The organism is Melioribacter sp. (assembly GCF_049325435.1).
Lineage (GTDB): Bacteria > Bacteroidota > Ignavibacteria > Ignavibacteriales > Melioribacteraceae > Melioribacter > Melioribacter roseus.
Map to the genome: position 1 here is coordinate 40,371 of NZ_JBMOLD010000013.1, position 23,109 is coordinate 63,479.

At 40.5% G+C, this 23,109-nt stretch carries 24 protein-coding genes; 21 read left to right on the forward strand and 3 right to left on the reverse strand.

All coding sequences use genetic code 11. The features are described 5' to 3' along the window. Nucleotides 1–15 precede the first annotated feature (15 nt). The 8 genes from ACOYVE_RS09080 (at nt 16) to ACOYVE_RS09115 (ending at nt 8,727) form a co-directional block, all read left to right on the forward strand. Nucleotides 16–1,992 (forward strand): M1 family metallopeptidase, encoded by a 1,977-nt coding sequence (locus ACOYVE_RS09080; protein ID WP_422881626.1) that lies wholly within the window; start codon nt 16–18, stop codon nt 1,990–1,992. Next, on the forward strand, nt 1,989–2,876 hold the full coding sequence (locus ACOYVE_RS09085; protein ID WP_422881627.1) for a hypothetical protein: 888 nt from the start codon (nt 1,989–1,991) through the stop codon (nt 2,874–2,876). The genes ACOYVE_RS09080 and ACOYVE_RS09085 overlap by 4 nt, the downstream gene beginning before the upstream one ends. A gap of 15 nt (nt 2,877–2,891) precedes the next feature. Beyond that, on the forward strand, nt 2,892–3,434 hold the full coding sequence (def, locus tag ACOYVE_RS09090; RefSeq protein WP_422881629.1) for a peptide deformylase: 543 nt from the start codon (nt 2,892–2,894) through the stop codon (nt 3,432–3,434). Nucleotides 3,435–3,451: 17 nt separating this feature from the next. After that, entirely contained in the window at nt 3,452–4,354 is a 903-nt protein-coding gene (gene fmt, locus ACOYVE_RS09095; protein WP_014857083.1) for a methionyl-tRNA formyltransferase, read from the forward strand. A gap of 10 nt (nt 4,355–4,364) precedes the next feature. Beyond that, entirely contained in the window at nt 4,365–5,342 is a 978-nt protein-coding gene (locus ACOYVE_RS09100) for a PLP-dependent cysteine synthase family protein (protein WP_422881631.1), read from the forward strand. Nucleotides 5,343–5,347: 5 nt separating this feature from the next. Then, entirely contained in the window at nt 5,348–6,184 is an 837-nt protein-coding gene (locus ACOYVE_RS09105; RefSeq protein ID WP_014857085.1) for a hypothetical protein, read from the forward strand. An 86-nt stretch (nt 6,185–6,270) separates the two neighbouring features. Beyond that, complete coding sequence (locus ACOYVE_RS09110) at nt 6,271–7,587, forward strand: trans-sulfuration enzyme family protein (RefSeq protein ID WP_014857086.1); 1,317 nt, start codon at nt 6,271–6,273, stop codon at nt 7,585–7,587. A 6-nt stretch (nt 7,588–7,593) separates the two neighbouring features. Further along, a complete protein-coding gene (locus ACOYVE_RS09115) occupies nt 7,594–8,727 on the forward strand; it encodes a TonB family protein (protein ID WP_014857087.1) in 1,134 nt (377 codons plus the stop codon). On the opposite strand, the gene ACOYVE_RS09120 is transcribed toward ACOYVE_RS09115, so the two are convergent. Then, the gene (locus tag ACOYVE_RS09120) at nt 8,715–9,326 is read right to left on the reverse strand and encodes a thioredoxin family protein (RefSeq protein ID WP_014857088.1); all 612 of its coding nucleotides are present in this window, start codon (nt 9,324–9,326) and stop codon (nt 8,715–8,717) included. The two genes, ACOYVE_RS09115 and ACOYVE_RS09120, sit on opposite strands and share 13 nt — an antisense overlap. A 149-nt stretch (nt 9,327–9,475) precedes the next feature. On the opposite strand from ACOYVE_RS09120, the gene ACOYVE_RS09125 reads away from it, so the two are divergent. The 13 genes from ACOYVE_RS09125 to purD all read left to right on the forward strand — a co-directional run bounded on the left by ACOYVE_RS09125 (nt 9,476) and on the right by purD (nt 21,402). After that, nucleotides 9,476–10,231: a DUF6600 domain-containing protein gene (locus ACOYVE_RS09125; protein ID WP_014857089.1), complete on the forward strand. Its 756-nt coding sequence runs from the start codon at nt 9,476–9,478 to the stop codon at nt 10,229–10,231. A gap of 122 nt (nt 10,232–10,353) precedes the next feature. Further along, nucleotides 10,354–11,253 (forward strand): phosphoribosylaminoimidazolesuccinocarboxamide synthase, encoded by a 900-nt coding sequence (locus ACOYVE_RS09130; protein WP_422881633.1) that lies wholly within the window; start codon nt 10,354–10,356, stop codon nt 11,251–11,253. Next, nucleotides 11,243–11,539 (forward strand): DUF971 domain-containing protein, encoded by a 297-nt coding sequence (locus ACOYVE_RS09135; protein WP_014857091.1) that lies wholly within the window; start codon nt 11,243–11,245, stop codon nt 11,537–11,539. The genes ACOYVE_RS09130 and ACOYVE_RS09135 overlap by 11 nt, the downstream gene beginning before the upstream one ends. A 1-nt stretch (nt 11,540) precedes the next feature. Beyond that, entirely contained in the window at nt 11,541–12,137 is a 597-nt protein-coding gene (gene pgsA, locus ACOYVE_RS09140; RefSeq protein ID WP_014857092.1) for a CDP-diacylglycerol--glycerol-3-phosphate 3-phosphatidyltransferase, read from the forward strand. Continuing rightward, a complete protein-coding gene (locus ACOYVE_RS09145) occupies nt 12,121–12,579 on the forward strand; it encodes a phosphatidylglycerophosphatase A family protein (RefSeq protein WP_014857093.1) in 459 nt (152 codons plus the stop codon). The genes pgsA and ACOYVE_RS09145 overlap by 17 nt, the downstream gene beginning before the upstream one ends. Nucleotides 12,580–12,594: 15 nt before the next feature. Next, a complete protein-coding gene (locus ACOYVE_RS09150; RefSeq protein WP_014857094.1) occupies nt 12,595–13,851 on the forward strand; it encodes a competence/damage-inducible protein A in 1,257 nt (418 codons plus the stop codon). Continuing rightward, nucleotides 13,841–14,416: an RNA 2',3'-cyclic phosphodiesterase gene (thpR, locus tag ACOYVE_RS09155; RefSeq protein WP_014857095.1), complete on the forward strand. Its 576-nt coding sequence runs from the start codon at nt 13,841–13,843 to the stop codon at nt 14,414–14,416. Before ACOYVE_RS09150 ends, thpR begins: the two co-directional genes overlap by 11 nt. Beyond that, a complete protein-coding gene (gene recA / locus ACOYVE_RS09160) occupies nt 14,406–15,455 on the forward strand; it encodes a recombinase RecA (RefSeq protein ID WP_014857096.1) in 1,050 nt (349 codons plus the stop codon). Before thpR ends, recA begins: the two co-directional genes overlap by 11 nt. Next, the gene (locus ACOYVE_RS09165) at nt 15,452–16,081 is read left to right on the forward strand and encodes a regulatory protein RecX (protein WP_422881635.1); all 630 of its coding nucleotides are present in this window, start codon (nt 15,452–15,454) and stop codon (nt 16,079–16,081) included. The genes recA and ACOYVE_RS09165 overlap by 4 nt, the downstream gene beginning before the upstream one ends. Nucleotides 16,082–16,137: 56 nt before the next feature. Next, entirely contained in the window at nt 16,138–17,307 is a 1,170-nt protein-coding gene (locus ACOYVE_RS09170) for an acyl-CoA dehydrogenase family protein (RefSeq protein ID WP_014857098.1), read from the forward strand. Between the two features lie 35 nt (nt 17,308–17,342). Then, the gene (gene guaB, locus ACOYVE_RS09175) at nt 17,343–18,821 is read left to right on the forward strand and encodes an IMP dehydrogenase (protein WP_422881637.1); all 1,479 of its coding nucleotides are present in this window, start codon (nt 17,343–17,345) and stop codon (nt 18,819–18,821) included. Nucleotides 18,822–18,835: 14 nt separating this feature from the next. Then, complete coding sequence (locus ACOYVE_RS09180; RefSeq protein ID WP_014857100.1) at nt 18,836–20,119, forward strand: glycosyltransferase; 1,284 nt, start codon at nt 18,836–18,838, stop codon at nt 20,117–20,119. Then, nucleotides 20,116–21,402: a phosphoribosylamine--glycine ligase gene (purD, locus tag ACOYVE_RS09185; RefSeq protein WP_014857101.1), complete on the forward strand. Its 1,287-nt coding sequence runs from the start codon at nt 20,116–20,118 to the stop codon at nt 21,400–21,402. Before ACOYVE_RS09180 ends, purD begins: the two co-directional genes overlap by 4 nt. A gap of 1 nt (nt 21,403) precedes the next feature. Here purD and ACOYVE_RS09190 read toward each other — a convergent pair whose 3' ends face one another. Next, the gene (locus tag ACOYVE_RS09190; protein WP_014857102.1) at nt 21,404–21,754 is read right to left on the reverse strand and encodes a histidine triad nucleotide-binding protein; all 351 of its coding nucleotides are present in this window, start codon (nt 21,752–21,754) and stop codon (nt 21,404–21,406) included. Continuing rightward, nucleotides 21,754–23,109 (reverse strand): sigma-54-dependent transcriptional regulator, encoded by a 1,356-nt coding sequence (locus tag ACOYVE_RS09195; protein ID WP_422881639.1) that lies wholly within the window; start codon nt 23,107–23,109, stop codon nt 21,754–21,756. Before ACOYVE_RS09195 ends, ACOYVE_RS09190 begins: the two co-directional genes overlap by 1 nt.

Consider the following 23,109-nt stretch of genomic DNA (forward strand, 5'->3'; position numbering starts at 1 on the left):
ATATGTTTAACTCCTATGAAAATCCGTTATATTATTCTGTCTGTCCTTTTTATCGGAGTCATTATACAGTATTCCGAAGAAAAAACTATATCCAATTTTTATTATAAATTTAAAAATAGTGGATACGAAAAAGGTCTTATAAAATCCGAAGCAAATACATTTAATCCGGCAGCCAACTATAACTTCTTTATCAATTATGACCCGATAAACGATATAGCCGACGTCCGTGAAGAAATCCGGTGGATTAATAATACTGAATTCCCGACTGAAGAAATATATCTACATTTGTATCCTAACGCTTACAGCAATAACAATACTTTTTTTGCGCAGGCATACCGTCTTGAAGAAGAAAATATGACTCGCGTTAATATTGAATATGTTGATGCCGAAGGCGAAAGGAAAGATTTAATTTACGTAAATCCGGAAATCGTCAATCCGTACGACAGCACGGTTGCTAAATTTATTCTCAGAAAAAAAGCTAATCCCGGAGATACGGTTAAAATCGATATTAAATATTCTCTTAAAATTCCGGTGTCGGTTAAAAGGTTTGGAACGGCACGAGGACGAAATTTCGACTTTATTTCTCAATGGTATCCGAAAATCGGCGTTTTTGAGGACGGCAAGTGGATATGCAGCTCATATTACCCCTATTTGAATTATTATTCCGATTTCGGAGAATACAGATTGACGATTAAAATACCAAAGAATTTTACATTGATTCCGGGCGGCGAAATTACTGATGTTCAAGAGGAAGGAGCCGTTAAAACTTACACCGTGGTTCAATCGGGAATTCACGACTTTGTCTGGGCTGTCACGGATAATATCGTATACGAAAAAACGCATTATAAAAGGAAAGACGGCGCAACAGTAAATGTAAATCTTTTCATTCAACCGGAACGAATCAAATATCGGGAGAGATACAAAAAAGCGGTTGTTAATTGTCTCGCTTACTTCGAAGAGAAGGTTGGAATTTATCCTTACAGCAATTTAACTATGGTGGATGTGCCGCGTACATCGGCTTCGGGCGGAATGGAATATCCCACTTTATTTACCGTAAGCGCGGAATTATTCTCGCCCGAAAAAACCGGCTGGCCGGAATATCTGGTAGCGCATGAATTTGCGCATCAATATTTCCAGGGTATTATAGCCAACAACGAAGTCTACGAAGCCTGGCTCGACGAAGGTTTTGCCTCTTATTTTGCTACAAAATTTATGTACGAATTTTATCCCGATATCCTCGCTTATTTCCGTATCGCCAAATTCGTTCCCGTTTTCGGATTGAATTTTCTCTCTTACAATGAAATACCCATTATTTATACAATCGCGGATATACCGGTCAATCTGGGGGCGCAAAGCGCCGCCAGTTATTACAGAAATCTTGCAATCGGTTCCATTTCCGACCTTTCTTACTTGCAGCCGAGCAGGCTTGCTTATGTGGTTAATTCGTATTCAAAACCGGAACTTATGCTGCATACTCTCGAAAGGTATCTCGGATCCGACAAAATGGATCGAATAGTCAAAGAATATTATAACGCATTTAAATTCAGACACGTAAAAGCTAATGATTTTATAAATCTGGTCAAACGTTTCGCGGGCGAAGATATTGATTGGTTCTTTAAAGAATTTTATGCCGATTCGAAAATTTTCGATTACTCAATTACATCGGTAAACAAAGCGGGCAATAATCTGTACGCCGTAACTGCGGAACGAAAAGGCGACGGTTTTTTCAAAAACGATATTGCGTTATACACCGAGACCGACACTTTATACGCCAAATGGGAAGACGACGCGAGGTGGAAAATATTTTATTTCGAAACTGAAGATAAGGTATACGGCGCAGAAATCGACCCTCACAGAAAAAATCTTCTCGATATCGACTTTGCAAACAATTCCTACATGATTGAAAAAAGATATTGGGCTTCGTTATCGATTTCAGCCCGCTGGTTTTTCTGGGTGCAAAACGCTTTGATAATTCTCGGGAGTATCGGATGAAATTAACTATTAAGGATACTCTCATTCAGTCTTCGCGACTTGTGTTCTATAATGCAAAATTTGTCGTTCTGCTCTGGATTACGAATTCCGCATTCGCTCTTTTGACAAGCGTGGTTATTTATACTCTGCTTGAAAACAGTTTGAGCCATTCCATAATAAGCGACCAGTTAAACAAACAATTCGATTACTTCTGGTATGTTCAATTTCAGAACTTAAATAAAATCCAGTTCGAGCAAATTCCCTTGCTCATTTACATTGTAGTAGTAATATATACATTGATTCAGACTTTTTATCTCGGGGGATTGATTTCCGTATTCAATAATTATGAAAAAAATCACATGGTCGATTTCTTTTACGGAGGAGTAAAATATTTCTTCCGTTTTTTCAAAGTGGTTCTCGTATCGACCTTATTATACGGGCTCGGTTTTATACTCAACGATAATCTCGGAAATATGATTTCGTATTTCTTTCGGAATTCCGAAAACGTTCTGGCTGAATTTGTTATCCGTAGTTTGCGTTATTCGTTCCTTATTTTTTTAATAGGCATTATATCAATTGTTTCCGATTATACGAAAGTCGCTCTTGCAATTGACGATAAACACAATATATTAAACTATATATCGAAATCCGCGCGTTTTATATACGATAATTTCAGGGTAATATTCTCCACATTCTTTATAATTGCCCTGATTGGAGCGGGAGGAGCGATCCTTTATAATGCAATCGTCTATTTTTTACCGAGAACCCCGTATTACTTTTTAGCGATTGCCTTTATTCTTCAACAAATCTTAGTTATTTTTCGGTTGTTGATTCGAATGTATTTCTATTCTAGCGAAGTTATGTTATATAAGGACTTGAGCGCCGAAATCATTAACAAACAATAATCATACGGAGTCTAAATGGCGGTTTTACCAATTAAAATATACGGCAGTAAAATACTCAGACAGAAAGCAAAGAAAATCGAACAGATAGACGATACCGTTATCGACTATATTCGAAATATGTTCGAAACCATGCGTAAAGCATACGGAGTAGGACTGGCTGCTAATCAGGTGGGCGTCGACAAATCCATCTTTGTTATCGATTTGAAAGATGTGGAAGGATATGAAAAATTCAAACCGCTGGTAATGATTAATCCGGAAATTATCGAAGAATCGGATGAATTTGTATCGATGGAAGAAGGGTGCCTCAGTTTGCCCACATTACGCGCCGACGTCGAAAGACCGAAAGAAATTAAGGTTAGATATCTCGACACGGACGAAAATATTCAGGAAATGGAAGCTTCCGACTTCTTAGCCCGTGTTATACTGCATGAGTACGATCACTTGATCGGGAAAATGATACCCGACAGAGTTGCCGACGAAGTTAAAAAGCAACTTAAAGAACAACTCGAAAAGATTCGCAAAAAAGAAGTTGAAATCGACTATCCGGTATCGGACTAATCTCACGGAGGAAAGAATTGAATTTGGTTTTTATGGGTACGCCCGACTTTGCCGTCCCTTCTCTGGAACGCCTGATCGATAGCCGTCATAATGTTAAGCTTGTAGTAACCGCTCCCGATAAAGAAAGAGGACGAGGTCGTAAAGTTACGCCTACTCCGATAAAAGAAGTAGCGCTCAGCAATAATATTGAAGTCGTTACTCCTTCGGATTTAACAGATGATTCTTTTCTTAACCTACTGAAAGAAATAAATGCCGATTTGTTTGTGGTAGTAGCATTCAGAATACTTCCCGCAAAAGTATTTACAATTCCAGCTGCCGGAACGATTAACCTGCACGGTTCGCTTCTTCCGAAGTACCGCGGCGCGGCGCCCATTCAATGGGCTTTAATTAACGGAGATACAGAAACTGGATTGACCACTTTTTTTATAGATGAGAAAGTAGACACAGGCAATATTATTATGCAGCAAAAAGTAAGAATTGAAGAAAACGACGATTACGGCTCTCTGTACAATAAAATGAAGATAGAAGGGGCTGAATTGCTCCTTAAAACGGTTGATTTGATTGAATCCGGAAATTATACTTTGCAAAAGCAAGATCCTGAACATGTTACTATGGCTCCGAAAATTACTAAAGAATTATGCCGTATCGATTGGAATTTGCCTGCGAAGAAAATTCATAATTTAATCAGAGGGCTTTCGCCTCAGCCGGGAGCCTTTTTTGTACTCAATGATAAAGCATATAAAGTATATAAATCAGCGGTTGTCAAAGAACCGATTCTCAAGCCGGCCGAAATTCTTCAGACAAAAAATGAAATTTTTATCGGAACGGGAGAGGGTACGCTGCAAATTATTCGAATTAAACCCGAAGGGAGAAAAACTATGACTTCGGAAGAATTCCTGCGCGGGTATTCACTAATTTAACGGAAATACGATGAGAAATTTTTGCTATCAAAATATTCTGGATGCAATTGGCAGAACGCCAATAGTCAAATTAAACAATATATCCAAAGATCTCAAAGCCGACATTTATGCCAAGCTTGAATTTATGAATCCAGGCGGCAGTATTAAGGACAGAATTGCCAAGTATATGATTGAGAAAGCCGAAAGGGAGGGGAAAATTAAACCCGGAGATACAATTATCGAAAATTCTTCGGGAAATACGGCTCTCGGATTGGCTATCGTTTGCCGTCAAAAGGGTTATAATTTGAAAATCGTAATCAGGAATACTACCAGCAAGGAAAAGATTAAAATGCTCGAAATTTTAGGAGTCGATGTAATTAAAGTAGATGCGAATCTGCCCCCCGAAGACCCGAACTCGTACAACAATTATGCGCTTAATTATGCGAAATCAAATCCATCTGTTTATTATATCGACCAGCATAATAATCTTGATAATAACGAAGCTCATTATATGACCACCGGACCAGAAATATGGGAACAGATGAACGGCAAAATCGACTATTTGATAGGAGCTTTCGGCACGGGAGGAACAATTTCGGGTACGGGCAGATTTCTAAAAGAAAAAAATCCGGAAGTTAAAGTTATAGGCGTCGACCCTGTCGGTTCGGTATTCTATGAATATTTTAAAAATAAAAAGTTGATAAAACCTTCGCGATATTTGATCGAAGGCATGGGCGACGAGTTTCTTATTAAAACAGCTCAATTCGAGTATCTCGACGATATGTATCAGGTCGACGACAGGAAAGCTATCGGCTGGACAAAAAAATTGGCCTACGAAGAAGGCATAATAGCGGGAGGTTCGAGCGGCGCAAATATTTGGGCTGCCGTTAAATTAGCAAAAGAAATCGACAAGCCTGCAAATATCGTTACAGTCATTTGCGACAGCGGATATAAATATTTTTCCACTATCTATAACGACGATTGGCTCGCCGAGCACAATCTGATCTAAATTAAATGCAAGATTTAATTTCAGAAAATATAATCATTCATAAAAATAATTCCGCTCTTTCGGTTTCTCCTCGATACGGAGGCAGAATAGTCTCTTTTAGCTACAAGGACGTCGAACTGATTCGTAACAATTCGGACAATTTACTTTCGGTCGGATCTACGTTTTGGACCTCGCCTCAATCTGTTTGGAACTGGCCGCCTCCGGCAACAATCGATTCTTCTCCTTATACCTTTAAAAGAGGCGATAATTCCATCCGACTTACAAGCGGTATCGACAAATTAACCAACTTCATAGTAACTAAAGAAATTGCTCCTCACGATTACGGCGATTCGTTCGTTATAAAATACAAGATAATCAATTGTAACGCCTTGCCAGTTTTTACGGCTCCCTGGGAAATTACAAGAGTTAACAAAGGGGGAGAATTTTTCTTTCCGTCTGAGGACGAAAAACTTATTTCCAAAACATTCGAACTGTCGAATACTGAGAAGCAAGGAGAAATTTTCAGATATAAAAGCAGCGTAGGCGAATTGCTAAATAAGCCGCAGCTTACTACATCGCAAACATCGTACGGATGGACGGCATATCTGCGCAACGATTTAATTTTCATCAAATTATTCGAAAGGATTAATAAGGGAGAAGCCGCGCCCGGCGAAGGCGCCGTTTTGTTTTATGCGAGCCACGACGACGATTTTCTGGAACTGGAAAATCAGGGGAAATTCAAAAAAATTTTGCCCGACGAAGAGTACGAATACAAAGTAATATGGACTGTCGTAGAAACCGACCCAACCGCGTCTTTCGAGGAAATTATATCCGTTGTCAAAAACCACGTCTCTAAATTCTGAACTTACTTATCAAATTATTCCGAATCCGTTTTTTTAGTATGTCGGGATTGCATAATTTAAGGGTAAGAAAAAAATAGGAGTGTGTCATGTCCAAAGAAAAAAAGAACAATCAGATAATCGATGAATCGAAATATTCGATGGGCACTCATCTGATATACGGGAAATACAAAACCGATAAATGGGACTATGCTCATCACGTAACGGCTCCGATTTCATCTTCCACTACATTCAGACTCGATTCGGTTGAAAGGGGGGCGCAGGGTTTTTCGCAATTTGCAAACACAAAGATTTTCGGAGAAGGTCAGCCGATTTTCATCTATGACCGTCTCGGAGAGCCGAATAAGGATATGCTCGAAGAAAATATAGCCTATGTCGAAAAAGGCGAAATGGCGGTCAGTTTTGCCAGCGGTATGGGAGCAATTTCTGCAATCCTCGGAATCCTTACGAAATCGGGCGACGAAATTATTACGCACAATACTTTGTACGGTTGTACTCTGTCTTTGTTGAGTAACTGGTATCCGAGGTATAACATCAAATGGAATCCCGTCGACTTGAATAATCCAGATAATATCTACTCAATGCTAACGGAGAATACTAAAGTTATTTATTTTGAGACCCCGGCTAATCCCAACCTTGAAATTATCGACATAGCCAAAGTTCGCGAGATTGTCGATAAAATAAATTCTCAAAGGAACCCTGAAAGCAGGATTAATATAGTAATCGACAATACATTTGCCACGCCTTACTGTCAAAGACCGATAGAACTGGGAGCCGATTTTGTCGTTCACTCGCTTACAAAAGGGATAGGCGGTTTTGGCACCGATATGGGCGGAATTGTAATCGGCAGGAAGGAATATCAGGATATGCTGCAATTGTACAGAAAAGATTTCGGCGCCGTGCTCAATCCAAAGAGCGCATGGTCTATTTTAACATACGGGCTGCCCACGCTTCCAATCCGAATGAAAAAACAAATTGAAACTGCTGCGAAAATAGCAGAATTTCTGAATACTCATCCTAAAGTCGAGTTTGTAAATTATCCGGGTTTGAAAAACTTTAAACATTATGAATTGGCAAAAAAACAGATGGTCGATTTCGAAGGAAATTTTGCCCCCGGCAGTTTGATTTATTTCGTAGTCAAAGGCGCTTCTCCGCTCGAAAGTAAGAATAACGGCATTAAACTAATGGATTATGCAGCGGAACATGCTTACACGATGACGCTTGCTGTTAGTTTGGGACATACGAGAACATTGATTGAACACCCAGCTTCGATGACTCATTCGGTAGTGCCTCCGGAACAACTTGCAGACAGGGGAATTGACGCCGGCGGAATCAGAATAGCCGTAGGACTCGAGAATGCCGACGATATTATTCAAGACCTGGAAAATTCGCTAAAAGTAATTTGATAAAAGATGATTAAGTATTTCCTGCTATTGTTTTTTATAAACATCTGCATTTTTGCTCAAAACGGTATCAGCCGCAGCTATTATCCAGACGGCAGCATCCGGTCCGAAATCTCTTATGTAAATGATGTTTTGGACGGAGCTGCCGTTGAATATTATCCGAACGGCAATTTAAAATCCTTCAAAGAATTCAGTAACGGCATTCTGCATGGCAAGGTTATATTTTATTATCCGGACGGTTTGATCGAACGGGAATACGACGTCAAGAACGGACGGAAAGACGGAACGGAACGCATATATTATTCTAACGGTTCGCTTAAGGTAATTACAGTTTATGAAAGCGGTAAATTAATAAGGCGAAACCGCTTCGATGTCGATCCACAATATAAGCCATTGCCGGAGCAATACCTGGCAGGCAACAAACAGAGGGAATTGATAAAAAGAAAAAAACAGGAACTAATCTGCGACGCCGAAATTTGTCCTGTGCCAATCGACGGCATCGAATCAATCCAGAAAAATCTGGTTTATCCCGAGCATGCTCTGCTCTACGGACTCGAAGGCGAAGTGATACTAATTGCCACTGTCGACAAAGAAGGTAATGTAAGAGACGTTGAAGTTGTAAAAAGTCTCGGACTCGGTTGCGACGAGGCGGCGCAGGAAGCTGTCAAAAAAACTAAGTTTATTCCGGGGCAAACCGCAGGCAAACCTGTCGAAAGCCGCGTTACGCTCTATGTCCAGTTTAAAATATTCGACAGAACTCTCGCGGCAAAGAATCCTGATGTGTTAAACGACGAAAAAAATATTGAAATTCAAGCTCCGACCGGTAATTTAACTAAGACCGAGATCCTGTGCGATAATGAAGAATGTCCTTATCCGAAAGGAGGAGTAAAAAGTATAAACGACAATCTGGAAATTCCTCAGATTGCAAAAAGACTTAAGCTGAAAGGCGAAATTATTATCGAGGCGGAAATTAACGAATTCGGAATAGTTGTCGACACAAAGATTTTAAAAGGAATCGGTTACGGCTGCGACGAAGCCGTCGAATCGGCTCTTTATAGAACGCCTTTCAATCCTGCAAGAGATAACGGGAGGGAAGTAAAATCCCGCGTAAAAATAATTTTCCCGTTCAGCTACGAAGGCTGAATTAGGTTGCCGATAATAGCCTTAAATTCTTCCTCGATAGCTTTTCCCCGGTTCCTGCCGTACCAAAGATGCAATTCCTTCATAAATTCTTCTTTCGACTTGCCCGCTTCCTTGGCTCGAATTATTAAATCCTGAGCTTCTTGGGGACGCGGGCCCCACTGGAACAATTCATTCCCTTCGTAATCGAAGGCGACTAATTTAGGTATGCTTCTAGAACCGTTTGTCAAATAAAGATCCATTATATCCAGGTTCTTATCTCTTTCCAATATCTTTAATTCTATTATCGGATTACATTTGGCAATTTTATTTATATAAGGCAGCGTCTGAGCGGAATCGCCGCACCAATTTTCAGTCAATACCATCCAGAGCTGGGGCGTATCTATTTTTTTTGCCATTTGACAAAGTTCGTCATTTACAACGTAGCTCTTTTCAATCCGCTGCGATCTTTGAAAATTCATCATCATATAATCAAGATTCGGATCGTCTATTTCGTCCAAATTGCTTTTTATCATTTCGACTGTATTTCGAAAATTGTCCATATATTCTTCGTAAGTCATTCCGTTGTGAGGACGTTTTTCGAGGAAAAACTTCTTTGGCATCGATATCTCCATTTTCTAATTGTACTAACAGGATTCAAGAATGTACTTTTTAGTGTACATCCTACTGTCTAATATATAAAAAAAACCGTATTAAGAACTTCCATTTACGGCATATTTATTGCCACAAAAATAAGAAAAAGGAGGTTGTCATGAAAAAGACGATTTTTATCTTAATCCTTTGGACATTGGCAACGATAAATTTGGACGCTACATATCGAAACCGTCCCGATTTTTACAGAGCATTGAAACCTTACGGCGAATGGATTATGCTCGGACATAATATAACTGTTTGGAGACCGACTTTTGTGCATACGGACTGGAAACCATATATGATAGGTCGCTGGAGATGGACTTCAATCGGCTGGTACTGGGTATCTTACGAACCGTTCGGGGAAATAGTTTTTCATTATGGCAGGTGGGAATATCATCCGAGATACGGTTGGATTTGGTTTCCTGACGACGAATGGGGACCGGCGTGGGTCGAATGGAGATACGACGACGACTATATCGGATGGGCGCCGATGCCCTATACTTCGCAGTTCAGACTCGATATCGGCTTGAGAATCTCTTTTAAATGGATTACCATTCCGGATTATTGGTGCTTTGTGCACTATAAACATTTCTACTCGAGAAATATCCGTGATTATTTAATTCACGAAAGACATAAAAGAGATATTTTCTACAGACCCCATTTCAAAAAACGCCATTTTGATCCGCCGCGAAAGTATTATATCGATAAAAGAATGAAGGATTATGAATTACGCGAGAATAATAAAAGAAGGGAATCAAAATCCGAGATTCGTCATTACGGAAAAGACGTCGGAAGAGATAACGAAGATTTCGATCGAAACAACGGAGATAACTCCCGACGTAAAAGGGACGGAAAAATTATCAGAAGAAGATAATTAAACGCGGCTGCCGGATATAAATCCTTTATATAATTCTTATCCGGCAGCTTCAATTTGCATAATGCCCGTTTCTATTTTTATATTGCCTACCTAAAATAACCCGCTTATTAGGGATTAAAATGAAAAACGAAGCCTTACTACATACTGATTTCGACAATTTGCAATTATTTAAAAGAGGAAAAGTCAGAGATATATACGACCTCGGGGAATATTATCTGATTGTCTCGACAGACAGGATATCTGCTTTCGACGTAATTATGAACGAGGGTATTCCAAATAAAGGGAAAGTATTGAATCTGATCTCTGCCTTCTGGTTCGATTTTACTAGAGATATTGTGGATAATCATAAGATAACTATAAATACTGACGAATATCCTGAAGAATGCCGGCAATACAAAGACGTGTTGAACGGCAGGTCGATGCTGGTAAAAAAAGCCGAATTAATACCTCTCGAATGCATCGTAAGAGGATATATAACCGGATCGGGCTGGAGCGATTACAAGAAAACGGGTAAAATATGCGGAATAGAACTTCCCGCCGGTTTGGTCGAATCTGAAAAATTACCGGAACCGATTTTTACTCCTTCCACAAAAGCCGAAATCGGTCTGCACGACGAAAATATAACGGAAGACGAAGCGGTTAATATTGTAGGCAAAGAAGCTTTTGAATTTATGAAAAATACTTCTCTGAAATTATACAAAAAAGCAGCCGAATATGCGCTTTCCAAAGGAATTATTATCGCAGATACAAAAGTTGAATTCGGGTATTACGACGGTAAAATAATATTGATTGACGAATTGCTCACGCCGGATTCGTCCCGATTTTGGCCGCTCGAAAACTATGAAAAAGGGAAAACACAAAACAGTTTCGACAAACAATACGTCAGGAATTATTTACTGTCGATTAATTTTGCCAAAAAGCCGCCTGCTCCTCCTTTGCCTGAAGATGTCATTTTGAATACTAGTAAAAAATATTTGGAAGCGCTTAACAGGTTGACCGGTATAACTCATGTTCCCTGAAAAAATAACCGCAGGCAAAAATAATTTTGTTATAAGCTGGTCGGACGGAGCGATATCGGAAATTAAATACGCTAACTTACGAGCTTTATGTCCGTGCGCTTCATGCCGAGCGGAAGCCGAAAACAACGGAAAGAATTATATTCCGATTTATTCCGAAGCGGAGATTACCGTGGATCGGATTGAGCCGGTCGGAAATTATGCCTTGAAGATTATCTGGAAAGACGGTCACGACACCGGTATTTATGAATTTAACTATTTGACAAAAATCGCTGGTCTGAAAACCTGATATGCTACTTCCAAATCAATTAACGGTATTAAGAATCATACTTACTCCCGTCTTTTTCTTCCTTTTCCTTTCGGGCGAACCTTTGTTGATTCAAATTTCTGCCTTAGTTTACATTATCGCTGCAATAACCGACTGGTACGACGGATGGCTGGCCAGAAAATTCAATTACATCACCGAATGGGGTAAATTCCTCGACCCTTTGGCCGACAAAATTCTTACGTCGGCAGCTTTCCTCGCTCTTGTCCTCGTCGGAATTCTCGAACTCTGGATGGTGTCGCTTATTATTTTCAGGGATATTCTGATTACGGGATTAAGAATCTGGGCAGACTACAAGAGAGTATCGTTTTCCACGAGTAAAACGGCAAAGTGGAAAACTTTTTTTCAAATGGCGTTCCAATATTACTTGTTGTTGATTTATACATTGAAAAGTTTCGATTCGCTTAACAGAGAATATACCCGTTTATTTGAAATATTATTCGATAAGGATTTTATTTACTATACAATGCTCGCAATTACGATTTTCACTGTTTATACTGGTATAACTTATTTTATTTCAAACTGGTCACTAATCAAAAAAATAATTGGCTACAAAAATTAATAATCTGGAAAAATTAATCGGGTCGGGAATCTACAGCGGTTATTTCCCGTATTTCAGCGGCACTGCGGGCAGCATGGTCGCATTAGCCATTTATCTGATACCCGGTTTCGAAAATCCTGTTGTAATGCTCTTATTAATTTCCTTTTTTATTTTGACGGGACAAAAATTAGCCCTTAAATTCGAGAAGCGTTACGGAATCGATCCGAAAGAATTTACGCTCGACGAATTTATAGGAACCTGGATTTCATTACTTTTTATACCCAAAATTATTTGGTATATTTTACCTGCGTTTATTTTATGGAGATTGTTCGATATATTGAAACCATACCCTATCAAAAAACTCGAAAAAGTCGGCAACGGCTGGGGCGTTTTGTTGGACGATATTGCGGCGGGCTTTTATACTTTTTTCTTAGTCCATATATTATTTTATTTTTTCAATTAAATCAGGTCTTTTATCATGAATGCATTTCTTATCACTATCGGTGATGAAATTCTTATCGGCCAGGTAGTCAACACAAATGCCGCCTACATCGGAGAAAAGCTTTCCGAATTGGGTGTCGACGTAATCGGTTCGTCCGTATTGCCGGACGATGAAAATGCTATCAGGAACGAATTCGAAAGAGCGTTTAATAATTCCGACCTTGTTCTTGTAACAGGAGGTCTCGGGCCTACTCACGACGACGTTACTCGTAAAGTTATTGTCGATTTTTTTGATACCGAACTTGTAATGAATCAGGACGTTTTGAACGACATCAAAAAATTATTTGAAAGCAGAGGCAGACAATTAACAAAAATAAACGAAGAACAGGCGTTGGTTCCTAAAATAGCCGTTCCTATTCGTAACAGCCGAGGAACCGCTCCCGGCATCTGGATTGAAAAAGAAAATAAGATATTTATAGCAATGCCGGGCGTACCTTACGAAATGCATCTTATGATGGAAAGTTTTGTAATCCCGAAATTAAAAGATTTGATGGGCGACAGCAAAAAGATTGTATTGAGAAAAAATTTGCTGACTACCGGATTACCCGAATCGCACCTTTACGAACGCCTCGGCGACTTGAAAGAATTATTGGGCGAAGTTAAAATGGCTTTTTTACCAAATCAGTTTGGAGTACGACTCAGAATTACGGTTGAAGATGATAACGAAGAGTCGGCAAAATCGCGCATCGAAGCCATTGAACAAAAAATAAGGACAAAAATCGGCAAATATATTTACGGCAAAGACGACGAGACCCTGGAATCGGTAGTCGCCAAACTTCTTACCGATAGGGGCTTAACGTTAGCAGTGGCGGAGTCGTGCACCGGCGGATACGTCGCTCATCGTTTGACTAATATTAGCGGCAGCAGTAAATTTCTGGAAAGAGGTGTCGTAGCATACAGCAATGCGGCTAAAGTGGAATTGCTCAAAGTGGACGAAGATGTAATTTCCAAATACGGCGCTGTAAGCATCGAAGTGGCGCGGCAAATGGCCGAAGGAGTAAAATCGATTAGCGGAACCGATATAGGCCTGTCTGTTACCGGTATTATGGGACCTACCGGCGCCACTCCCGATAAACCGGTAGGATTGGTTTATATCGGAATTTGCGACGATACAATTTGTACGGCGAAGGAATTTCGCTTTGGCGACGACAGACATCTTAATAAAGACCGCGCTTCACAGGCCGCTCTCGATATGATAAGAAGAAATTTACTCGGTATTCCGTATGACGATTAGAACGTTTATTGCGCTCGATTTGCCTGAATTTGTTTTAAACAGGATTATCGAACTTCGCGATTCTTTCTTTGAAAATGTATCCGACTTGAAATGGGAAAGCAGAAATAAGCTTCACATTACGCTGAAATTCCTGGGCGATACGGATGAAAATCTGATACCGGATATTTCACGTTCGCTGGCCGATCTGGCAGATAGATATTCGCCGTTTTCTTTGAAAATATCGAAGGCAGGGCTTTTTTACAGAAACGGAAAACCCGCCATTCTCTATCTCGATTTTTTGGAAAATGAATACCTTCTTCGATTCCACGAGGAAATTGAAAATATAATGGAAAATTTTGGCTTCAAAAAAGAAAACAGAAAATTCAAAACTCACCTGACGTTGCTGAGAATAAAAAACGACAGGCATTTGAATCGGATTAAAAATTTTACAAAATTAGGTATTGATTTACCCGAATTCATTTCAGATGAAATTACTTTGTACAGAAGCATACTTAAACCGGCGGGTTCGGTTTATCAACCGATTGAAAGTTTTAAATTGAATAACAGGAGGAATAATGGCGCTTGAAAAAGACGCAAGACTGAAAATTCTTGACGATACAATAGCAAATCTCGAAAAAACATATGGCAAAGGAACCATAATGAAACTTGGAGATGGCGTGATTAACAAAGTGGAAGCCATCTCGACCGGTTCGTTATCGCTCGACTATGCGCTCGGAATAGGAGGCGTACCCAGAGGCAGAATCATCGAAATTTACGGTCCCGAATCTTCAGGTAAAACGACTCTCTGTCTCCATATAATTGCGGAAGCGCAAAAAAAGGGAGGCATCGCTGCATTCGTAGATGCCGAACATGCGCTCGACGTTAATTATGCGAAACGACTCGGCGTAGACGTAAGCAATTTGTTGATCTCTCAACCTGATTTCGGCGAACAGGCTCTCGAAATCGTAGATACTCTAATCAGAAGCAACGCTCTCGACGTTATAGTCGTGGATTCCGTGGCTGCGCTTGTGCCGCGCTCTGAAATCGAAGGGGATATGGGCGATCCCCAAATGGCATTGCAGGCTCGTTTGATGTCGCAGGCTCTAAGGAAAATTACTGGAGCAATCAGCAAATCTAAAACGTGCGTAATATTTACAAATCAGCTCAGGAGCAAAATCGGAGTTATGTTCGGCAATCCGGAAACCACCACTGGCGGCAACGCTCTAAAGTTCTATGCTTCGGTACGACTCGATATCAGAAGAATTGCCGCTATCAAAGATTCGAACAATATCGTGGGAAACAGAACAAAAGTTAAAATCGTTAAAAGCAAGGTGGCGCCTCCGTTCAAAGAAGTTGAATTCGACATACTTTACAACGAAGGAATCAGCAAAGCCGGCGACTTGATTGATTTGGCTACAGAAGCCGGGATACTCAAAAAAAGCGGCGCCTGGTTTACTTATAAAGAAGAAAGATACCAGGGACGGGAACAGATGCGACAAAAATTACTCGAAGACCCCGAACTCTTTGCCGAAATGGAAAAAGAAGTTAAAACTGCTCTCGGAATGATCGAAGCTCCGCCTGAAGAAGAAAATAAGGAAGAAGCCCAGAAGAAAAAATCGAAATGATAATTAATTCTTTATTACGAAAAAACAACAAAGTAAAAATTACGTTCGACGATTCTTCTTCGTTATACGTTAATTATAATGTGGCAGTCCAATTTGCCCTGCGCAAAGGGGACAACGTGGACGAAAAGTTATTGAATCGGCTTCTTAAAGCGGACGAACTTTTCGATATAAAAGCGGCGGCATATAGATTAATCGGCAGGAGAGATCACTCTTCTGCCGAACTCAAAAGAAAATTGTTAAAAAAAGGTTTCGATATCAATCTGATTAATGAATTGATAACCGAACTTTCGGAAAAGCATTATCTGAACGATTACAACTTTGCCCGCAAATACTCCGAAGAAGCGGTTGATAAAAAGAAATCGGGAATCAATAAAGTCAGAAATGATTTAATTAAAAAGGGAGTAAGCAAAGAAATTATCGAAAATGTTTTGAATGATATTAATGAGAATACACTGCTTGAAAACGCCCGGGATTTACTAAATAAAAAAATAAAAACCTCCGCTTTCATTAAAACCGAATCTCGCAAAAAGAAACAAAAATTATTTTCCTACTTGAAATCTAAAGGTTACTCTTCCGATCTTATTATGAAATTGTTGAGCGAATACGATTTTTCCGACTACGAATAATTTTGCTTATAATTCCAAACTGTTTATTTTTAAGTTCATATTTAAAGGTGGCTTATATGTCGGCATATCGCGGTGTTGATTATCTGGAACTCGATTCTCTCCTTTCTGAGGAGGAAATTTTAGTTAGAAATAATATTTATGAATTCGTTCGTCGGGAGATAATCCCGCTTATCGAAAAACATTACGAAGAAGGAACATTCCCGCGCAATTTGATACCCAAGATGGCAGAACTCGGAATCTTCGGTATTACGCTTCCGGAGAAATACGGTTGCGCGAATTTAAATAATGTCGCCTACGGTTTGGCAATGCAGGAGTTGGAAAGGGGAGACAGCGGAATAAGAAGTTTTGCTTCGGTTCAATCTGCGCTCGTAATGTATCCGATTTATACTTTCGGCTCGGAAAAACAAAAAGACTATTGGTTGCCGAAACTGGCAAGAGGCGAAGCCGTCGGATGCTTTGGTCTTACCGAGCCGGATTTCGGTTCGAATCCCGCCGGCATGTTGACCAAAGCCGATAAAACAAAGGACGGTTATCTGTTAAACGGCGCAAAAATGTGGATTACCAACGGTTCAATCGCGGATGTTGCAATTGTATGGGCGAAACTCGAAGGCAATGTAAGAGGTTTTATTGTCGAAAAAGACCGCAAAGGTTTTTCGACAGTCGAAATGAAAGGAAAACATTCATTGCGCGCTTCCGTTACGTCGGAATTGATTCTGGATAATGTGGAAATTCCGGAGGAAAATTTACTGCCACAAACAACGGGATTAAAATCCGCTCTTATGTGTCTTAACCAGGCGCGATACGGAATCGCATGGGGAGTTACGGGCGCAATGATTGAATGTTATTTAAGCGCTGTCGATTATTCAAAGTCGCGAATCCAATTCGACAAACCGATTGCCGCATACCAGATGACTCAGGAAAAGCTTGTTTATATGCTTACTGAAATAACCAAAGCGCAGTTATTAAATCTTCAGATAGGCAGGTTGAAGGACATTGGAAAAGCAAAACACACGCACATTTCGATGGCTAAGAGAAATAATTGCGAAAAAGCTCTCGAAATAGCTCAAATTGCCCGCGAAATTCTGGGAGCAAACGGTATCTTAAATGAATATCCGGTTATGAGACATGCCGCGAATCTTCATTCTGTAAAAACTTATGAAGGCACTCACGAAATGCATACATTAATTATCGGGGAAGATATTACAGGTTTCCCAGCTTTTACTTAAATTTGTGAATTAAAAAAAGAGAAATTGGGGTTTTCATGAAGAACAGTAAAATTGAATTCGAAGGTTTGACGTTCGACGATTTATTGCTAATACCCGCTAAGTCTTCGGTATTGCCGAGAGAAACCGATATAACGACTTACCTCACACGTGAAATACAGTTGAATATACCATTTATTTCGGCTGCAATGGATACGGTTACAGAATCGGAAATGGCAATTGCAATGGCAGCTCAGGGAGGCATCGGCATTATTCATAAAAATATGTCGATCGAAAGACAGGCTGAAGAAGTTGACAAAGTTAAACGTTCGGAAAGCGGGATGATTGTCAATCCGATAACACTTACTCCTGACCATACGATTTATCAGGCTGAAGAAATTATGTCGAAGTACAGAATATCCGGCATTCCGATTGTTGACGACAAAGGAAGATTGATCGGAATTCTTACAAACCGCGATTTGAGATTCGAACCGAATCGCAGTTTGCTCGTAAGTCAATTAATGACAAAAGAAAATTTAATTACCGCGCCGATAGGCACTACGCTCGAAGAAGCCGAAAAGATTTTACATCGTCATCGAATTGAAAAATTGCCCGTAGTCGATAAGAAGGGAATATTGAAAGGATTGATTACTTACAAAGATATTATGAAAAAGAAAAAATTCCCGAATGCGTGCAAAGACGATCTGGGCAGGTTAAGAGTGGGAGCCGCTGTCGGAGTTACAAAAGATACTATCGAGCGCGTAGAAGCGCTTGTCAAAGCCCATGCCGACGTGATTGTCGTTGATACGGCTCACGGTCACTCTGCCGGAGTATTGAAAACAGTTAAGGAAATCAGAAAGAAATTTAAAGATATACAATTGATAGCCGGCAATATCGTTACAAAAGAAGCTGCGCTCGAACTGGTTGAATGCGGAGTGGACGCGGTTAAAGTCGGAATCGGCGCCGGTTCAATTTGTACTACCAGAGTCGTTGCCGGTGTCGGAGTGCCTCAGATAAGTTCAATACTCGAAGTTGCAAGCGCTCTTTCGAAAAAGAAAGTGCCTATAATTGCCGACGGCGGTATTAAACAAACCGGCGATGTGCCGAAAGCCATTGCTGCGGGAGCCGATACGGTTATGATGGGCGGCATGCTGGCTGGATGCGATGAAGCTCCCGGCGAAAAAGTCCTCTTTGAAGGCAGAAGTTTCAAGGTATACAGAGGAATGGGTTCTCTCGGAGCTATGAAACAGGGCAGCGGCGATCGCTATTTCCAGGATATGGAAGAAGATATCAAAAAATTGGTGCCCGAAGGCATAGAAGGCAGAGTCCCTTACAAAGGCTCGTTGGCAGATACAATTTATCAGTTTGTAGGCGGCTTGCGCGCCGCTATGGGATACTGCGGAGTAAAAAACATCCACGAATTAAAAAATAAAACCAAATTCGTTAAAATCTCTTCAGCAGGACTGCGAGAAAGCCATCCACATGATGTGGTAATTACTGAAGAAGCTCCCAATTATCAAATTTCTAAAAAATATTAAACCTGTTATCCGATATGTTTAAAGTTCTGGTTCTGGCATACTATTATCCGCCGATGGGTTTGAGCGGGGTACAAAGAGTACAAAAATTTACTAAGTATTTGCCCCATTTTAACTGGGAACCCACAATTATTACAACCGGTAAAGTGGCGTATTACGCTCACGACTTAAGTCTGCTCGACGAAGTCAAAGACCTTCGAATAATAAGAACCGAATCGCTTGATCTTAATTCTATTATCGGGAAAAAATACGGCACAGTAAATGTTCCGAAAGAATTCATTAGAAAAATCTTTTCGAATTTTTCCAAAACATTTTTCATACCGGACAATAAGAAATCGTGGGCTGTGCGCGCTTACCAAAAAGCGCGCGAGTTGCTGCAAAACGAACATTTCGACGTCATCTTTGTAAGCATTCCCCCTTATTCGTCGTTCGTATATGCCGCTAAACTAAAAAAAGAATTCAATATACCGTTGATTGTAGATTACAGAGACCTGTGGCTCGACAATCATTTTGCTTATTATCCTACGCCGTATCACAGAAGTCAACATAAAAAACTTGAATACGGCAGTCTTCACGCTGCGGACAGGGTGGTTGCTGTTAACAGAAGAATAAAAGAATATCTGATTCAGACCTATCCTTTCCTTACCTTCGAAGAAGTCGTAATTATTCCTCACGGTTACGACCAGGAAGATTTTAACGTTGAAGTGGAAGAAGACCTGTTGAGTAAAGAAAAACTGCGCTTTACATATTCCGGACTTTTCTACGAATCGATTACGCCGGTCTATTTTCTGAAAGCGTTTAAAAAGCTGACAGTCGAACGGCCAGATATAGCGTCGAATATCGAACTGGAATTTATCGGACTTCTCCGCGACGAATATAAAAAATTGATTGTGGATTTAGGACTCAACGAGTCGGTTAAAATCCACGGGTACATCGAACATAAAGATACGGTAAAAAGACTTAAAGCGACGAACATACTTTGGATGACGATCGGAAATACAAAAAACGCCGAGACAATATCCACAAGTAAACTTTTCGAATATTTCGGCGCGCGCAAACCGATTCTCGGCTGCGTTCCCGATGGCGCGGCAAAAACTGCATTGATTGAATACGGAGCTTCTTATATTACTTCTCCGGACAATATCGATGAAATTAAAAATGCATTTGTGCAAATTTATTCCGATTACTCGGAGAACAAACTGCCTGTTCCGACTGAAGAATTTGTCGCCAAACACGACAGAAAATTATTAACCGAACAATTAACCAAGCTGTTTCAATTTAGTTTGAGGGAACCGATATGAAAGTTGCAGTAATCGGGGCGGGGGGAAGAGAACATGCTCTTGCTCTAAAAATCTCCCGGAGCCCTTTATTAGAAGAACTTTTTATTATCCCCGGCAATCCGGGCACGAAAAAGTTAGGTTCGAACATTCAATTAAATCCCGATAATAACGACGAAATCGTAGAGTTTTGCCTGGCTCAAAAAATTGAGCTGGCAGTAGTCGGTCCTGAGAAACCGCTAACAAACGGTTTGGCAGACGCCCTCAGAAGTAAAGGAATTAAAGTGTTCGGTCCGGATAAAAATGCCGCCAGGATTGAAGGCGAAAAATCTTTTGCAAAAAAATTAATGCAAGATTTCAATATTCCTACCGCTGATTTTAAAGTATTCGCAAAAGATCAATATCGGGATGCTTTGGAGTATCTGGAAAATTCAACCTTCCCCGCCGTAATCAAAGCGGACGGTATTGCCGCAGGCAAAGGAGTTGTTATAGCAGATAATTTCGAAGAAGCAAAAGCGGCAGTCGACGATTGCTTTCTTAATTCTGCGTTTGGCTCCGCTGGCGATAAAGTTGTAATTGAAGAATTTATGACGGGACAGGAAGCCTCGGTTTTTGCAATAACCGACGGGAAGGATTACGTAGTGCTACCGGCAGCGCAGGATCACAAGAGAATTGGCGAAGGCGACACCGGCAAAAACACGGGCGGCATGGGAGCTTACGCTCCGACTCCCTTTGTAGATGACGACATGATGAAAAAAATCGAGGATGAGATAATAAAGCCTACGATTGATGCAATGCGAGAAACGGGCAATGAATATATAGGTTGTCTTTATTGCGGTTTGATGTTAACTCCTGACGGACCTAAAGTAGTTGAATACAATTGCCGTTTCGGCGATCCGGAGACCCAAGCCGTGCTCCCGCTTTTGCAAGGTGATTTTCTTAAATTGCTTTACACAGCTGCTTCGGGCGCTATCGACAAATCTGCGGTTTCGTACACCGGTGGCTCTTCGGTTTGTGTGGTAGCCGCATCAAAAGGTTATCCCGGACCTTATGAAAAAGGGAAGGAAATAAGAGGACTTGACATTGAAGACCCGCAAATTATAGTTTATCATGCAGGCACCATAGAAAAGGAAGGACGAATCTATACAAACGGAGGTAGAGTGTTAAATATTACGTCCGTTATTAACGAAAACAGCTTAATCAAAGCTAAGCAAAAAGCATACGAAGGATTAACTAAAATATTTTTTGACGGTATTTATTATCGAAAAGATATTGCTGATAAAGCTTTGAAAAACCGGGTTGACTGAATCAACCCGGAGGCCAGTTAAGCTTTCTTCCTCCCAAAAGGTGCATGTGCAAATGGTATACTTCCTGTCCCGCATCCCGACCGGAATTGATTACCAGCCGGTATCCGCTTTCTGAAACTCCCAAATCTTTTGCGATTTTATTGGCGGCTTCGAACATATCTGCCAATAATTGACCGTGCTCCGCGGGATTGATGTCTTTTGCGGTTTCGATATCGGTAATTTTGGGAATTATCAGAACGTGGACAGGAGCCTGAGGATTAATGTCCCGGAATGCCAATACCGTGTCGCCTTCGTAGACGATATCGGCGGGTATCTCTTTACGGATAATTTTCGAGAAAATTGTTTCTCCCATTACTGCTCCTTTTCTATACCGTATTTTTTTATTTTATTGTAAAGATGGCTTCTCTGAATGCCAAGCAATTCTGCGGTTTTGCTAATATTCCAATCGTTGGCTTTTAATTGTTTTTCGATAAATATTTTTTCCGATTTTTCCTTGAATTCCTGAAATGAATTTACTGACGAGAAAAGTTCGTCTGTCTTTATCTGTGTATCGGGCAGATGCGGCAGCAAATCGTTTTTCTTAATTTTATCGTGCGGTATCATAATTACGGCTCTTTCCACAAAGTTTCTCAACTCTCTCACATTGCCTTTCCACGGTAAATTTTTCAAATATTCAACTGCGTCTGCATCCCATTCTTTTGGATTGAATTTATTCTTTCGGCAGAAGAAATCGGAAAAATGTCGAATCAGCAAAGGTATATCTTCCTTTCTTTCCCGCAAAGGAGGAATATGTATCGGTATGACGTTCAAACGGTGGTATAAATCTTCCCTGAAATTTCCTTTTTCAATCTCTTCGATCAAATTTTTATTGGTAGCCGAAATGATTCTCACGTCGACTTCAATTTTGCCGCTGCCGCCTACTTTTTCAATTTTGCCTTCTTCGATTGCACGAAGAACCTTTGCCTGCGCCTGCAGGCTCATATCGCCGACTTCGTCGAGGAACAGATTGCTGCCGTGGGCAAGTTCGAACTTACCGATACGGTCTTTGATAGCGCCGGTAAAAGCTCCTTTTTCATGCCCGAACAATTCCGATTCGATTAATTCCTGTGGAATCGCAGCGCAATTGACTTCGATCAATTCTTTGTCGGATCGGTTGCTCTTTTTATGAATTTCCTGGGCAATTAATTCCTTGCCGGTGCCGTTTTCGCCCGTTATAAGAATTCGAGCATCCGTTTTAGCGACTCGTTCCACAGTTTCGAGAATCGATTCAATGGCTCTGCTGTTGCCGATGATTTTATTTTCGTATTCTACAACGGCTTTCAGTTTCTTATTTTCTCTGCGTAATTTATACTGAAGGAAAGCGTTTCGGACGGATATTAACAATTTATCGCGGTCTATCGGTTTTTCAATGAAATCGAAGGCGCCAAGTTTTGTCGCTTTTACCGCATTGCCGAGATTAGCATGCGCCGAAATAATAATTATCTCGGGTACGTTTTCTTTATCGCCGATTCTATTCAGAATATCAAAACCGCTTAATCCGGGCATTTGTATGTCGAGCAATAATACGCTGTAGTTTCCGTATTCGACCTTTTTTAATCCTGTTTCGGGTTCCGTAGTGTAATCTACTTCATAGTCTTCGTATTCGAGAATCATTTTAATCGATTCGCAAATTTCCTTTTCGTCGTCGATAATAAGCACGCTTTTCAT